This is a genomic window from Clostridium aminobutyricum, from assembly GCF_017255415.1.
Lineage (GTDB): Bacteria > Bacillota > Clostridia > Peptostreptococcales > Anaerovoracaceae > Aminipila > Aminipila aminobutyrica.
Map to the genome: position 1 here is coordinate 825851 of NZ_JAFJZZ010000001.1, position 13765 is coordinate 839615.

Annotated in this window: 19 protein-coding genes; all 19 read right to left on the minus strand. The window is 39.5% G+C overall.

Annotated features, from left to right (window positions below; genetic code table 11):
• Nucleotides 1-21 precede the first annotated feature (21 nt).
• The gene (locus JYB65_RS04015; RefSeq protein ID WP_206581318.1) at nt 22-1212 is read right to left on the minus strand and encodes a pyridoxal phosphate-dependent aminotransferase; all 1191 of its coding nucleotides are present in this window, start codon (nt 1210-1212) and stop codon (nt 22-24) included.
• A gap of 174 nt (nt 1213-1386) precedes the next feature.
• The gene (locus tag JYB65_RS04020) at nt 1387-2202 is read right to left on the minus strand and encodes a TlyA family RNA methyltransferase (protein ID WP_206581319.1); all 816 of its coding nucleotides are present in this window, start codon (nt 2200-2202) and stop codon (nt 1387-1389) included.
• On the minus strand, nt 2165-4054 hold the full coding sequence (gene dxs / locus JYB65_RS04025; protein ID WP_206581320.1) for a 1-deoxy-D-xylulose-5-phosphate synthase: 1890 nt from the start codon (nt 4052-4054) through the stop codon (nt 2165-2167). The genes JYB65_RS04020 and dxs overlap by 38 nt, the downstream gene beginning before the upstream one ends.
• A gap of 27 nt (nt 4055-4081) precedes the next feature.
• Nucleotides 4082-4987: a polyprenyl synthetase family protein gene (locus JYB65_RS04030; RefSeq protein ID WP_206581321.1), complete on the minus strand. Its 906-nt coding sequence runs from the start codon at nt 4985-4987 to the stop codon at nt 4082-4084.
• An 18-nt stretch (nt 4988-5005) separates the two neighbouring features.
• Nucleotides 5006-5200, minus strand: coding sequence for an exodeoxyribonuclease VII small subunit (gene xseB / locus JYB65_RS04035; RefSeq protein ID WP_206581322.1), 195 nt, complete (start codon nt 5198-5200; stop codon nt 5006-5008).
• On the minus strand, nt 5200-6411 hold the full coding sequence (xseA, locus tag JYB65_RS04040) for an exodeoxyribonuclease VII large subunit (RefSeq protein WP_206581323.1): 1212 nt from the start codon (nt 6409-6411) through the stop codon (nt 5200-5202). The genes xseB and xseA overlap by 1 nt, the downstream gene beginning before the upstream one ends.
• Complete coding sequence (locus JYB65_RS04045) at nt 6402-7385, minus strand: DNA-binding protein (protein ID WP_206581324.1); 984 nt, start codon at nt 7383-7385, stop codon at nt 6402-6404. Before JYB65_RS04045 ends, xseA begins: the two co-directional genes overlap by 10 nt.
• Before the next feature lies 1 nt (nt 7386).
• The gene (gene nusB / locus JYB65_RS04050; RefSeq protein ID WP_206581325.1) at nt 7387-7794 is read right to left on the minus strand and encodes a transcription antitermination factor NusB; all 408 of its coding nucleotides are present in this window, start codon (nt 7792-7794) and stop codon (nt 7387-7389) included.
• A gap of 14 nt (nt 7795-7808) precedes the next feature.
• Nucleotides 7809-8165 (minus strand): Asp23/Gls24 family envelope stress response protein, encoded by a 357-nt coding sequence (locus JYB65_RS04055; RefSeq protein ID WP_245156567.1) that lies wholly within the window; start codon nt 8163-8165, stop codon nt 7809-7811.
• Nucleotides 8166-8260: 95 nt separating this feature from the next.
• The gene (locus JYB65_RS04060; protein WP_206581326.1) at nt 8261-8884 is read right to left on the minus strand and encodes a SpoIIIAH-like family protein; all 624 of its coding nucleotides are present in this window, start codon (nt 8882-8884) and stop codon (nt 8261-8263) included.
• Nucleotides 8877-9263, minus strand: a complete 387-nt coding sequence (locus tag JYB65_RS04065; RefSeq protein ID WP_206581327.1) for a hypothetical protein — start codon at nt 9261-9263, stop codon at nt 8877-8879. Before JYB65_RS04065 ends, JYB65_RS04060 begins: the two co-directional genes overlap by 8 nt.
• A 39-nt stretch (nt 9264-9302) precedes the next feature.
• A complete protein-coding gene (locus tag JYB65_RS04070; RefSeq protein ID WP_206581328.1) occupies nt 9303-9470 on the minus strand; it encodes a stage III sporulation protein AF in 168 nt (55 codons plus the stop codon).
• Between the two features lie 12 nt (nt 9471-9482).
• The gene (gene spoIIIAE, locus JYB65_RS04075; protein WP_206581329.1) at nt 9483-10577 is read right to left on the minus strand and encodes a stage III sporulation protein AE; all 1095 of its coding nucleotides are present in this window, start codon (nt 10575-10577) and stop codon (nt 9483-9485) included.
• 15 nt (nt 10578-10592) lie between these two features.
• The gene (gene spoIIIAD / locus JYB65_RS04080; RefSeq protein ID WP_206581330.1) at nt 10593-10976 is read right to left on the minus strand and encodes a stage III sporulation protein AD; all 384 of its coding nucleotides are present in this window, start codon (nt 10974-10976) and stop codon (nt 10593-10595) included.
• A gap of 8 nt (nt 10977-10984) precedes the next feature.
• Entirely contained in the window at nt 10985-11179 is a 195-nt protein-coding gene (gene spoIIIAC, locus JYB65_RS04085; protein WP_206581772.1) for a stage III sporulation protein AC, read from the minus strand.
• A 125-nt stretch (nt 11180-11304) separates the two neighbouring features.
• The gene (locus JYB65_RS04090) at nt 11305-11823 is read right to left on the minus strand and encodes a stage III sporulation protein AB (protein WP_206581331.1); all 519 of its coding nucleotides are present in this window, start codon (nt 11821-11823) and stop codon (nt 11305-11307) included.
• A complete protein-coding gene (gene spoIIIAA / locus JYB65_RS04095; RefSeq protein WP_206581332.1) occupies nt 11816-12709 on the minus strand; it encodes a stage III sporulation protein AA in 894 nt (297 codons plus the stop codon). The genes JYB65_RS04090 and spoIIIAA overlap by 8 nt, the downstream gene beginning before the upstream one ends.
• 233 nt (nt 12710-12942) lie before the next feature.
• On the minus strand, nt 12943-13392 hold the full coding sequence (gene ruvX / locus JYB65_RS04100; protein ID WP_206581333.1) for a Holliday junction resolvase RuvX: 450 nt from the start codon (nt 13390-13392) through the stop codon (nt 12943-12945).
• 118 nt (nt 13393-13510) lie between these two features.
• Nucleotides 13511-13741: an IreB family regulatory phosphoprotein gene (locus JYB65_RS04105; RefSeq protein ID WP_206581773.1), complete on the minus strand. Its 231-nt coding sequence runs from the start codon at nt 13739-13741 to the stop codon at nt 13511-13513.
• Nucleotides 13742-13765 lie beyond the last annotated feature (24 nt).

Genomic DNA, 13765 nt, shown 5'->3' on the forward strand with positions numbered 1-13765 from the left:
TACCCTTTACTAAATCTCAATTTATCTCTTATTGTATGCTTCGAGGCCTAATCGAATCAATTCTACCCCTCGAACCATGTCTTTTTCATTTAAAACATAGGCGATACGCATTTCACTTCTTCCAAGCCCAGGCGTTCCGTAAAACCCTTCGGCAGGAGCGAACATAACAGTCTCGCCGTTATCATCAAATTCTGTCAGCATCCAGATGAGGAACTCTTCTGCATTTTCTACAGGAAGCTTTGCTGTGATATAGAAAGCACCGGACGGTTTTTCACAAACCAATCCTTCAATTTTGCAAAGTTCATCGTATACTACATTTCTTCTTCGTTCATATTCTGCTTTAATCTCATTAAAATAAGATGGATCCAAGTTGTATAAAGCAACAGAACCCACTTGATCGATAGTTGGGCAGCATAATCTTCCTTGGGCCAGCTTTAACAAATTAGAATACAGTTCTTCATTTTTAGTTACGATGGAACCGATTCTGGCTCCGCATGCACTGAAACGTTTGGACACGCTGTCTACTATAATCACTCTGTCCGCCACATCTTCATATTGACCAAAGCTTGTCATCTCGCCATTATCATAGATAAATTCTCTATATACTTCATCTGCGATAATAAAGAAATCATGTTTCTTGGCCAAATCACAGATCATTCTCATTTCATCTCTTGTAAGAACAGAACCTGTCGGATTACCTGGATTTACAAATACCATTGCTCTTGTTCTAGGTGTAATTAAGGCTTCGATAGCTTCCTTTTTTGCATAATGGTATCCCTCTTCTGCTTTAGTCGTTAACGGAACCACTTTACCATCTGAGAAACCGATGAATGTCGTATAGTTGGTGTAGTATGGTTCAGGTACGATCACTTCATCACCGCTGTCTAATATCGCTGTCATAATAAATGTCAAGGCTTCACTTCCGCCGTTTGTGATAAGAACATTTCCTCTGTCATAGTTCATGCCATATCTTGCATAGTATCCTCGAATGGCATCAATTAGTTCAGGAATGCCCTCTGACGGTGCATAAGCAAGGACTTTTTCATCATAGGCTCTCACCGCTTCCATAAAAGCTTTTGGTGTTTTGATGTCCGGCTGACCAATATTTAACTGATACACCTTTTTCCCTTGTTTTTTCGCCTCGTTTGAATAAACGTAGAACTTTCTAATTGGCGAATGTTGCATTTCCTGAATTCTTTTTGATAGTTTCATCTTTAGACAATCTCCTTTTTCTTTTTTTCGAATAACCTTAAAATGATAGTAATTTTTAGGTTATTATTGAAGAAATAATTAAAAATCAGCTATAACGAGGTGGATATAACCTTCCTCGTTGAAACGTACAGAGGTAAGAAAAATTTCTACATTCGAAATTTTTCTACTTAAACGTTATAACATTTTATGTGAACTGTTTACCACCTGCTCGATTAAGACATTGGTAAACAACTCATTTTCTGTCTTTTTCAGATAAAGCAAATATTCAATATTGCCTTTTGCTCCGGTAACCGGAGAAAATGTCAGTCCATGAGGATAAAGTCCCGATGCTGCAGCATATCCAATCACCTTATATAGCACCTCTCGGTGAACCTGAATATCTCGAACAATCCCTTTCTTGCCGACCTGTTCCCGTCCTGCTTCAAATTGAGGCTTGACCAGGCAAACGATACTCCCGCCTTCAGCGAGCAGCTTGCTTGCTACCGGGAAAACCAGCTTCAACGATATGAAAGATACATCAACGCTGATAAAATCCACATCTTTATCAATCATATCCACATCAAGATATCGGATATTTACTTTTTCCATATTCACGACTCTTGGATCGTTTCTTAATTTCCAATCCAATTGTCCGTACCCTACATCAATGGCAAAAACTTTCGATGCATTGTTTTTTAGCATGCAATCGGTAAATCCACCTGTTGACGCGCCGATATCAACTGCGACTGCGCCGTCTAAATGAAATTCGAACTCCGCAAGAGCCTTTTCCAGCTTTAAACCTCCGCGGCTTACATAGGGACAAAGATCCTCTTTGATTAAAAAGTCAGAAGAATCACTGACCTGTGTGCCCGCTTTATCAATTCGCTGTCCGTCTACATAAACGATCCCTGCCATGATAGAGGCTTTTGCCTTTTCCCTGGAAGCGAATAATCCCTTTTCAACTAGTATTACATCAAGCCTGTCTTTCAATAAAGTCACGCACCCTTTCATAAATTCCTGTTGCATCCAAACTGTATTTTTTGAATAACTCTTTATCTTCGCCGTGTTCCACAAAACAATCCGGCCATCCTATTACCCTGCATGGAAGATGAATATTGGAATCGGATAATAACGAAAGCACTTGTTGTCCAAATCCGCCTTCGATTACATTGTCTTCCAATGTCACAAGTGCATTGGTCCGCTCTGTTGCCTCTAAAATGGCCTCTTTATCCAACGGTTTCACGGAACGTACATTGATAAGCCCCGCATCTATGCCATATGATTTTAGCATCGTACAGGCTTCCATGGCGATAGAAACCATCTTGCCGACTGCTAAAATTTCAACTTGAGTGCCGGTTTGAATAACCTTGCTTTTTAAAATATTCCCATACTCTCCGCCATATACGCCGGATAAATCTATGGCCTCTCCCCGTGGGTATCGAATGGCACAAGGACCTTCCAAGGTTAAAGCAGAGGCTAACATTTCAGCCAATTCTCTTCCGTCACTTGGTGCAAGTACAGTCATGTTCGGCATATGATTCAAATAAGATAAGTCAAATACGCCATGGTGGGTTTCTCCATCCGCCCCTACATTTCCTGCCCTGTCAATGGCAAAAACAACCGGAAGATTTTGCATACAGACATCAATCATCATCTGGTCATACGCTCGCTGCAAGAAAGTGGAATAAATCGCGACTACCGGCCGGAAGCCGGATACCGCAAGACCGGCTGCAAACGAAACCGCATGTCCTTCGGCAATTCCCACATCGAAAATACGATCGCTGAACCGCTCCGAAAATTTATGGAGTCCGGTCGCTTCAATCATCGCTGCACTGATCGCCACTACATTTTTGTTTCTGTCCGCCAGTTGTATCATTTTACTGCCGAAAACCTGCGAATACGTAAAATTCGCCGCCGATTTTAAAGGAACGCCTGTCGTGGGATTAAACGGTCCGATTCCATGAAATTTATTGGGACTGGTTTCCGCATTTTTATATCCCTTGCCCTTTTTGGTCAGAACATGTAATACCACCGATTCTTCTGAATTTTGTGCAAGAGAAAAAGCAGCTATTAAATCTCTTATATTATGCCCGTCAAACGGTCCCATATATTTAAATCCCAGTTCTTCAAAAAGTGCTCCGTCAAACATCGCATATTTTACGGAATCCCTTACATGTTCAATGCCGGAATATAAATTTTCTCCGACCCCCGGAATCCCTTTTAAGGTCTTTTTGACTTGTTTCTTAAAATCCAGATAAGCAGGTGACAGTCGCAGCTTTCCTAAATGCTGAGATAAACCCCCGGTATTTTTAGAAATCGACATGCCATTATCATTAATGACAACGATGATTTTGGATCCGGATATGCCGACATTGTTCAGCGCTTCATACGCCAGACCTCCGGTCAATGCGCCGTCTCCGATCACCGAAATCACCGAAAATTGTTCACCGGCTAAATCTCTGGCCGCAGCTATTCCTGCTGCCGCAGAAATGGAATTACTGCTGTGCCCCGTATCAAAACAATCGTGAGAGCTTTCTTCCCTTTTAGGAAACCCGCTTATCCCACCGTACTGACGTAAATTGGAAAATCCATCGATACGCCCGGTCAGTATCTTATGAATATAGGACTGATGTCCTACATCCCATATAATTTTATCTTTAGGACTTTCAAATACAGTATGCAGCGCAATGGTAAGCTCCACTACCCCTAGGTTGGAGGCCAAATGTCCGCCTGTTTTTGAAACATTATCTATTAAAAAATCTCGAATTTCATACGATAGTAAATCCAATTCATTACTGGACATTTTTTTTAAATCGTCTGGGTAGTCTCCCCCTAACAGATTTGGTTTTGCTCTATATACCATTTACAATCTTGAGCCCCTTTGCTTACGTTATTTTACACGAACAGCCATGTCCTCAGCAAGCTTTGTAAAAAACTCCGCTTCATCATAATAGGATTCAAGGAAAGAAACCGCTGTTTCAGTCAGCTCACTCAAATATTCCTTACAGTCCTCTAAATCATATAGACAAGGATAGGTCGACTTATTTTTCTTTTGATCGTTATGTGCTTTTTTGCCCATTTCTGCTTCATCTCCACAGATATCTAAAATATCATCTGCAATTTGAAAAGCAAGTCCAAGATTTTCCGCATAACCGGTCAAATCTCGCAATTGTTGTTCATTCGCTCCGCCTAAATAAGCGCCTGCTCTTACGGCCCCTATAATTAAGGCCGCTGTTTTATTTAAATGAATGTAATCCAGCATTTCTTTCGAACATTGCTTATTCTCTGCTTCGATATCCGCAACCTGGCCTGCGATCATGCCACGGCATCCTGCACTTTTAGAAATTTCATAAATCGCCCGGATTCTTCTCTTCAGTTTAACAGGATCATCTAAGTATAACAGCATATCCTTATTCATTGCCTCAAATGCAGTCGACAGTAAGCCATCCCCTGCAAGGACCGCCATCGCTTCTCCGAATACGACATGATTTGTCGGCACTCCTCTGCGAAGCTCGTCATCATCCATAGCCGGCAAGTCATCATGAATTAATGAATAGGTGTGAATGTATTCTAAAGCACAAGCATAAGTAATTGCACCCTTTACGTCAGCTGAATTGCCGCCGACAAATTCACATGCTGCCAACAGCAATACGGGTCTTATCCGTTTGCCTCCTGCCGTCAAACTATATTTCATAGACTCATAAACAGTAATACTTTTATGATCAATCTCTGGAATAAAATCTAAAATGTGATTATCAATAAGATTTTTGTACGTAGAATATGAGATATTGTCCATGGTATATTTCCTTCTTTCCTACTCTTTTGAATATACTTCTATTTTTTGCTTCGCATTATTCAATATTGAACTACATTTATTATAATATTCGATACCTTTTTCAAAGCTTTTTAAAGCCTCTTCCAATGATATCTGGTCACTTTTTAAACATTCCGCAGAAGCTTCCAATTTTTCCAAAGCTTCTTCAAATGAAAGATTCTTCTTCTCAGCCATTAGTCCTCCCTCCTGATCTTCTCAACGGTACAATCCATCTTACCATCGGCAAGAACAGCGGTAAGCTTATCCGCTGCCTTAAAATCATGAATCGAATTTTTCAGCCGGCCGTCACTGCCTATAATAGCGCTATATCCTCTTTTCATAATATTTCTGGGATTAAGCGCTTCCAATTCGGCTAATACAGCATCCAACTTATTTTTTCTGTTGATTAGGAACAGATTCATCGCCGTCATCACTTCTTTATGATGATTTTCTATCTGCTTTCGATGCAGCTGAATCCTTTTTTCTAAATTTAATGACATCGCTTCTATATTATAATACCGCAGTTCCAGTTCTTTATGCCGAATTACCTGATGAAGCTGAACCTGAAGTTTGTCCCCTAACTGCGACACGTATTCTTTCAGAGCAAACACATCGGGAACTGCCATTTGAGCTGCAGCTGTGGGTGTTTCCGCTCGTTTATCGGCGACAAAGTCGGCAATGGTAAAATCAATTTCATGTCCGACAGCGGAAATAATTGGAATCTTCGACTCAAAGATACTGCGCGCCACCATTTCTTCGTTAAACGCCCATAATTCTTCAATCGATCCTCCGCCTCGTCCAACGATAATCGTATCCGTTTCAGGAAAAAGTAAATTTACTTGCCGGATCGCTTCCGCAATATCCGGTGCCGCACCCGGACCCTGTACCAGAACAGGATAGATTAACACATCTACAAGGTTATTTCTATTCTTTATAATTTTTAGGATATCTTTTACGGCTGCTCCCGTTTCAGACGTAATCACCGCAATTCTTTCAGGAAAGGACGGGATCGGTTTTTTATATTTTTCGTCAAACAGGCCTTCTTTGAATAGTTTTTCTTTTAATTTTTCAAAAGCGATACTCAGATTGCCTAAGCCCGCCACTTGAATATCTCGGATGTTTAAAGAATAGCTGCCGCCTTTTTCATACAGATAAATGTAGCCCTCCGCAGTAATCTCCATTCCATCCGCTAATTCGAAACGTAACCGCTGAAAATGCTCCGAAGGTAAAAAACAGCTTATCTTACTGTTTTCATCTTTCAACGTAAAATAAACGTGCCCCGTCCCGTGAAATTTGAGGTTTGAAATTTCACCAATGACCGATACGCTGTTTAAAAGTGGATCGGATTGAAGCACTCTCTTTATATAGGAATTCAGTTGCGAAACCTTTACGGGCTTTATAGCCATAGGCTTTTACCTCCCAACAAGGCCACCCCGACTGCATTATCACTTGCCAGTTCTTGGTTGCCAAAATCGATTTGAACAGCTGTATTTTCAAAGGCCTTTATTATTCTCTCACTAATGTACTTACTGCTTGATACGCCTCCTGCAAAAATGACATTTCGGATGCCTGTTTTTTCACTGGCTTTCTGCGTGGTTAAAATGATACAATCGGCAATTTGATCAAAAAGTTCTTTTATGAGCTTCCAATCCGGAATGAATTCACCGCTTCGGTCGTTTTCTGACTGGATCCATCGAGCACACTGGGTTTCTACTCCGGATAGGTTGAAAGATAAGCCGTCTAACTTAATTTTAGTCAGTCTTTCTTGTTCTCTATTGACAATAAATTCATTACGTAACCCACAGACTTTTACATCCATCGCTTCTCCGCACGGAAAATTCAAACCGTACAATACGCCGATTCGATCCAACACTTGTCCAAAAGAAATATCTTTACTGCCTCCAATGATTTCTATGAGGTGGTTGTCTACTTTTAACAGTTCACAGGTTCCACCGGATAAATGCCACGCCAACACCGTATCTTCGTTGTTAAAATGGCTATAAGCTTTTACCGCTTCTATATGACCTTCCTGATGTGAAAAGCAGTAAACAGGTACCTGCAATATTTTCGCAATGGATTGAGCAAAGGAAATTCCTGCTTTAAAACAAGGCATGTAAGAACCCTCTATCGGTCTGGGTTTATCAGAAACTGCTACCGCAGCTATTTGACTGCTGAGCGTTTTTTCAAAAACCTGATTGATTAAATTAGGAAAGTTCTCAATATGTTGAAAAAAGGCTTCTGATTGTCTCAAGCCTCTTGTTCCCTGTTTTACGGCCAGCAAGGTTCTGGCATCTTTTATGATTTTCCCTGATCGATCGACAACAGCCAGCGAAGTTTTATAATTACTTGTATCGATTCCGAGAACACAACCTTTGTCCATTTTATCCTTCAGTCACTTTCTTTGCAACCTTACCTAATAGGCCATTAATAAACTTGCCGGACTCTTCCGTTCCAAACTTCTTCGCCAGATTAATCGCTTCATTAATAGCCACGGAAGTCGGAACACTTTCAATATAAAGCATCTCACATACAGCCAGTCTGGAGATGGCTAAGTCTACTTTGCCCATTCGGCTGATTTTCCAGTTTTCACTGGACTCTTCAAGGATCTGATCGATTTGACTAATATGTTCTTTCACCGCATTCAACACTTCATCCATATAGGTTTGTTGATTGCCGAACTCTCCTTTATCCGATAGAAATCGGTCTTTAATTTCCGTATTATATTCATTCTGTGCTTCCATTTGAAATAGAAGCTGCATCATCAGCTCTCTTGCTTCGCTGCGAACCATATTTTTTCTTCCTCCTATTCCGGAAAGTTGATGCCCTGAACATGTATGTTCACCGCTTTTACCGGGATATCTATAATATTCATAATTTCGTTCTTCACATTTTTTTGAACATCCCAAGCAACTTCCGGTATCTTCCTGCCGTATTCCACAATTGCATATATATCTATCGTTATTTCATCGTCTTCCTTAGACAACTTAACACCTTTTTTCAGAGGATCCTTACCTAGAATATTTTTTGAAATGGTATCTGTCAAACCACCGCTTAAGCCTGCAATTCCTTTGGTTGATAACGCGGCGTTAATCGCACATATAGCAATCACATCGTCTGAGATTTTAACAGCTCCCAATTTTTCTTCTTGTTCCATACTCATTTTATTCACCTCCCATTTATTATAACAGAATTCATAAAAATACACAACAACTGCGAAATAAAATCCCCGCCGCACTGACGTGCGACGGGGGCTTTCTAAACTTTACTTTGTATAACAATTTGACTGGCAGGTCTTCCTGTTTCGCGGATAACAATATCACAAATTTTAGCGACATCCGTCTGTTCCAATTGCTGCTTATTGACCGTTACATTCACCGCATTGTCTGTAATCAATACTAAAGTTTCCGGCAGACCTTTGGTTGAGATAAGATTTTCAATGACTTTTTCTTTTTCCATGTATCCGATGATCTTTAGTTTTTGCTTGGTTGCATTTTCTTTTTCAACCGTGCTGTCGGTTTCCTCCAATACATCCGTAAGCATCGAAATCACTTGATTTCTATCTAGGTCTATCGTTGCTCTGACTTCCTCAAAGTATGTATTTGCATTGAAATCAGATATGTCGTCGGAAGTAACCACTTTCGAATCGGAGGCCTCCGATTGAACCGCACTATTTGTCGCCGGTATTTCTTTTATATTTAAGCTGTCTACCAGCACATCTCCGTCATGTTTCTGCATTTCTTTCTCTTCATAATTCGTGTATTCCGTTGAAGTAACCAAGCTCTGCTGATTATTGAGTGCTTGATTTGCCACTGCTAAACATAACACCAATCCCAACATACTAAACAGCACAATTTTTTTTCTTTTTGATAACTTATTCATTACTAGTTCCTCCATTCTCTTTTTCAAAGACCATCACATTGGAAACTGGAATATTGAATATTGCTGATACAGCATTCGTCAGTTCTCTTTTTACTACAGGACTTCCGGCTCCCTTAGCGGTGACAATTACACCGGTTACGGCATCTTTATCACCATAAGTAATCATCACATCAACATCTCCAACCCCTTTTATGTCTGATAAAATCATTGATAGACTTGCTTCTGTACCGCCGTCCTCATCAACAATTTGCTGTCTTCCGTCCTTATCATTTGTCATTACCTCAAACACCAGTAATGCCAGTGAGATTACCACAATCACAGTGATAAGCTTATATATCATTTCCTTGGCATTAAGAACGCCTTTGTACTTTTCCCACATGAAAATCCTCCACTATATATATATTTTCGAGTTGGTTCATTATTCCAGAAATATGATCAGTGGTGATAAAATTGTCGCCATGATGATTAATGAAAAAACGAATTTGATGTATTTTTGCATTTCTGTAGACGGAAGCAAGGTTTCTATAAAAGACAAAGCAACTACAATGATAAAAATGTTTCGAACCCACTCTTTTACAATTTCCATAAATTTATACGGCTACCTTATCAGACTGCCCCCTCCTATTCCGATGATAATAGTTAAAAAGATTAAGAACATCAATGCCCCTAAAAACATAACGACTGCCATTGATATGACCGAATTGCCCATTTCATTGATGCAATTTGAAATCTGTTTGTTTCCGATTGGTTCAATGATGATAGCGGTTACCTTATACAAAAATGCAATGGCTAAAATCTTAAGCAGCGGTATGGCAAGAAGCACAATAATCAATATGACACCGAAAATACTGATTCCATTTTTGATAATCCCCATACAAGATAACACCATATCAATGGAGTCTGCCGCAAACCCTCCCACTATCGGTACGAAATTGTTGATCGAATACCTTGCCGTATTAATCAAAATACCGTCCGCAGACTTGGATACAAATCCCTGTATAACAGTTAATCCGGCAAAGAACGTGACACACAGTCCTGTAGCAAAAGTGGCAATTCCTCTGATAAATACAGCCAATTTATGTACGTAATCTCGATCTGTCATGCTGTTAATCAGAATAAAGATGGATGAAATAAATATGGCCGGAAGGATAAACTTTTGCAGTACAGTGTTAAACATCGTGATTGAGCCTACAATGACCGGATTTAAAATACTCCCGCTTGTAAATCCTCCCATACTGATCAGCAACGGTATAAGTATCGGTAAAAGTAATTGCATGGTCAGCGTCATGGTATGAAGGGAATCCGCGCACAGTTCATATGTGTAGGAAAAATTCTTGAGACACAGGGCAATAACAAAACAGCTGCATACGATGATTCCGAGATTGGATACGGTTTTTTCACCAAATGAATTGGATAAATTCGTTAAAAGCCCCGTGACTATACAGATAAGTATTAGTTCGACTCCCAGCAGTAAGCTGCTTTTTATCTCATATAGAAACAAATCCATCATACTGCTGATAATGACCTGCGAGTTAAATAACGGCTGGCCATTTAAAGCCGAATAAATGACATCTTCAATAGACATACCGGAAAATATCCCATTGCTTGACCTTGCCGTCTCATTCATGATGTCTTGAAGCTCGCCCAGATTCAATTGCTGAAGCTGCTCGGCTATAATACTTTGGTAATCCATACTGACCTTCCTTATCTAAAGTAATGAGTTGATTAAGTCTAAGATAGCCATTAGAATCGGCGTGGCGAGATAAAAGATAATAATTTTGCCCGCCAGTTCTACTTTTCCCGCAATAGCCGATTCGCCCGAATCTTTGCATAGCTGTGAAGTAAAATCAGCGATATACGCCACGACCAATACCTTCATGATAATAGGGAAAAAAGTTTTGCCATAAGTGATTTCATCATAAATTGACTCTAAAAAGGCAAATACAGCGACTAGTTTTTCAATGGCCATAGAAAAGATGATAACGACTGTTGCTAAAACTACATAAATTGCAAACTCAGGCTTAAAACCTTTCACTATAGATGCACAGATAACACCGACAATTGCTATGACAGCGATCTTAATAATGTCCATGAAATCACCTACAATTGGAACAATGTCTTGACAGTATCAAAAAAGTCGCTGATCATTTGTATGATGAAAAATAAAACAACCACTATTCCGGCTAACGTTGTCATCAGTGCGTAATCTTCCCTGCCCGCCTTGTTTAAAATCTGATTGATCACAGCAATTGCAATACCAATTCCCGCAATCTTGAAAATAATATCAACATCCATTATCATCCGTACTCCTCCTAACTTTGTCCATGTTTCATGTATATTAGCAGTCCAAAATTATATGAATAAAAATTTGTCCACAAAGGAAAATTAGCGATAAAAAAAACAGACCTTGATAGGTCTGTTTAAATCAGTATAATCACAATCACCAGCCCGACCGATATTCCCAGGCTTCTATACATCTTTCCCTTTGTTTTGCAATTTTCCTGAGCCTGCTCAATTTGAGCTTCCAAAAGCTGATATTGTCTGGAAAATAACCGTCCCTGACTCTGGAGATCACTTTTCCCTAAGTCTAGGCCAATGTCTTTGATGATCTTTATATCCTGCTCGGTAAGGCTCCGATTCTTATACGCGTTATCTACAGCAAGGCACCAAGATTTGAAAAAATTATTTTCTTTTGAATCAGACAGCCGCTGCTGCAGTTCAGAAAAAAATAAAGTCGCAGTATTCTCTTTGTTTTGACTTAATCGATACAAGCAAACTTGTATCGTGTCTCGACGATACTGCATTTCTGATTCTAACGAAATCATTCCTTGAAGAAATTCTTTTAAATCCGTCTCCCTTTGGGAATAATTCAATGCAATAAAATATCCCAAAAGAGAACAAGACAGAAATGTGAATATACACAGTAAAATTTCAAACATGTTGTACTCCTTTAATGGTGCCGGTGCAAGGTACATTGGTCAGGTAAATAATTCGTTTAAAAGCTCCTTGTTTTATCACCTTTGCAATATTTGAATTCAAAATATCCTCAAAGCTATTGCCGTGTATTGTCGTTAATAGCTTCGTCCCGGCGCAGAGAGCCGTTTCAATGGCGCCTATATCTTCTTGTTTCCCGATTTCATCCGTTGCAATGATGTCCGGAGCCATCGAACGAATCAGCATCGGGATTCCGATACTTTTGGGGCATCCATCCAATATGTCCGTTCTGGGTCCTACATCAAAAGTAGCATTTCCTTGATGCATTCCGGCGATTTCCGACCTTTCATCGCACAGACCTACCCGTAGCCCGTTCGTGCTCAGATGCCTTACTATATCCCTTAAAAGAGTTGTTTTCCCGCATTTGGGGGGAGATACAATTAACGTGTTATACAGGAATCCGCTCTGTGGATCGATAATTTTATCCAAACATTTCTTTGAAATGCCGATCAACTCTTTGCTTCTTCGTAAATTTAAAGAGGAAATATCTTTTATCAATTTTACGTTTCCATTATCCAGTACGGCTTTGCCGCATATACCGACTCGATGACCGCCTTCTACCGTAATATAGCCCTTTGCAAGCTCTTCTTCATACGCATAGTAGGAATAGTCTACCAAAGAATTCAATACGTTCCCTAAATATTTTGAATCAATACTTAATTTGTTTTGAGTATCTAAAACATATTCTTTATTTCTTGCTATAATACTTATCGGGCTGCCCTGTCTCAGCCGTACCTCCTCTAAATTTTCCAGTATATTTGCGGGCATCACCATCAACGTTTCTTGAAGCTCAAGAGGAAGTTTCTTCAATACAATATTAAAACTATTCATCCTTCTTACCTCACCCATTACTTATCCATACAGTATCTTACCATTCAACTATATTAATGGGACAAGATTTTATGCTAAAAAATATGAAAAAAGTGGCTTCGCCACTCCGCACTTCCTTTTTTTATTCACTAGAAAACGATATTTCCTATTGAATAAAAAAACGCACCCTACTAGAGTGCGCTTTTATTGCCGCTTAAATTTACCATAATTTTATTAAGTAAACAGTCGATGGTTTACTCTCTATTTCTTCGTTCATAAGCAAGTCTGTCTAAATATCCTTGTAAAATTAAAATGGCCGCTTGCTTATCGATCACTTGTTTTCTTTTTTTTCTGCTGACATCCGCTTCAATCAAAACTTTTTCCGCCATAACAGTCGTCAAACGCTCATCCTGAAATACAACGTCAATTTTACCCAGACCGGAACTTTTCAGTTTATTATCCAGCATGGTTTTAAATTCATATACTTTTTCCGTTTGAATACTGTCCGACCCATCCAATTTTTTCGGCAGTCCTACTACCACCGTATCACAATCGTATTCTCGGATATAATCCATTACTTTGCCGGCATCTTTCCGGATACCGACACGTTCTATAGTAGTAACTCCATTTGCGGTCAACAATAATTCGTCGCTTACTGCAACGCCTATCGTCTTATCCCCAACATCCAATGCAAGTTTTCTCATTTTATTCATCCTTATAGTAAAAATAAGGCGGACTAACCGTCCGCCCTTACCACTTCATATGCAGAAAATCGCAAGCGATATTTCTATAAATTCGAGTAAGCCTCTTTAAAGAAATCTGCTATTTCTTTAAAAATGCTCTTAATAGTTCTTCTACCAAGTCATCTCTCTCAATGTGCCTTATGATATTTCTAGCATTATTATGACCAGTTATGTAGGAAGGATCTCCTGAAAGAATATAGCCCACCATCTGGTCAATTGCATTATAACCTTTTTCTTCTAAAGCATCATATACCGTCTTCAATATATCTTCTGTAGTCTTTTGTTCGCTTTTTTCTAAACTGTTAAACATTATGGTATTTCTATCCAATCCTAC

What these genes read in the sequence shown, in the direction of transcription:
- xseB (WP_206581322.1), bottom strand. Translation starts at nt 5,200, where the DNA reads ATGGCTGAGAAGAAGAATCTTTCATTTGAAGAAGCTTTGGAAAAATTG.
- JYB65_RS04015 (WP_206581318.1), bottom strand. Translation starts at nt 1,212, where the DNA reads ATGAAACTATCAAAAAGAATTCAGGAAATGCAACATTCGCCAATTAGA.
- JYB65_RS04060 (WP_206581326.1), bottom strand. Translation starts at nt 8,884, where the DNA reads ATGAATAAGTTATCAAAAAGAAAAAAAATTGTGCTGTTTAGTATGTTG.
- nusB (WP_206581325.1), bottom strand. Translation starts at nt 7,794, where the DNA reads ATGGTTCGCAGCGAAGCAAGAGAGCTGATGATGCAGCTTCTATTTCAA.
- JYB65_RS04065 (WP_206581327.1), bottom strand. Translation starts at nt 9,263, where the DNA reads ATGTGGGAAAAGTACAAAGGCGTTCTTAATGCCAAGGAAATGATATAT.
- spoIIIAE (WP_206581329.1), bottom strand. Translation starts at nt 10,577, where the DNA reads ATGGATTACCAAAGTATTATAGCCGAGCAGCTTCAGCAATTGAATCTG.
- spoIIIAA (WP_206581332.1), bottom strand. Translation starts at nt 12,709, where the DNA reads ATGAATAGTTTTAATATTGTATTGAAGAAACTTCCTCTTGAGCTTCAA.
- JYB65_RS04045 (WP_206581324.1), bottom strand. Translation starts at nt 7,385, where the DNA reads ATGGACAAAGGTTGTGTTCTCGGAATCGATACAAGTAATTATAAAACT.
- spoIIIAD (WP_206581330.1), bottom strand. Translation starts at nt 10,976, where the DNA reads ATGGACATTATTAAGATCGCTGTCATAGCAATTGTCGGTGTTATCTGT.
- dxs (WP_206581320.1), bottom strand. Translation starts at nt 4,054, where the DNA reads ATGGTATATAGAGCAAAACCAAATCTGTTAGGGGGAGACTACCCAGAC.
- JYB65_RS04030 (WP_206581321.1), bottom strand. Translation starts at nt 4,987, where the DNA reads ATGGACAATATCTCATATTCTACGTACAAAAATCTTATTGATAATCAC.
- JYB65_RS04070 (WP_206581328.1), bottom strand. Translation starts at nt 9,470, where the DNA reads ATGGAAATTGTAAAAGAGTGGGTTCGAAACATTTTTATCATTGTAGTT.
- JYB65_RS04020 (WP_206581319.1), bottom strand. Translation starts at nt 2,202, where the DNA reads ATGAAAGGGTGCGTGACTTTATTGAAAGACAGGCTTGATGTAATACTA.
- JYB65_RS04055 (WP_245156567.1), bottom strand. Translation starts at nt 8,165, where the DNA reads ATGAGTATGGAACAAGAAGAAAAATTGGGAGCTGTTAAAATCTCAGAC.
- spoIIIAC (WP_206581772.1), bottom strand. Translation starts at nt 11,179, where the DNA reads ATGGATGTTGATATTATTTTCAAGATTGCGGGAATTGGTATTGCAATT.
- xseA (WP_206581323.1), bottom strand. Translation starts at nt 6,411, where the DNA reads ATGGCTATAAAGCCCGTAAAGGTTTCGCAACTGAATTCCTATATAAAG.
- JYB65_RS04090 (WP_206581331.1), bottom strand. Translation starts at nt 11,823, where the DNA reads ATGTTTGAAATTTTACTGTGTATATTCACATTTCTGTCTTGTTCTCTT.
- ruvX (WP_206581333.1), bottom strand. Translation starts at nt 13,392, where the DNA reads ATGAGAAAACTTGCATTGGATGTTGGGGATAAGACGATAGGCGTTGCA.
- JYB65_RS04105 (WP_206581773.1), bottom strand. Translation starts at nt 13,741, where the DNA reads ATGTTTAACAGTTTAGAAAAAAGCGAACAAAAGACTACAGAAGATATA.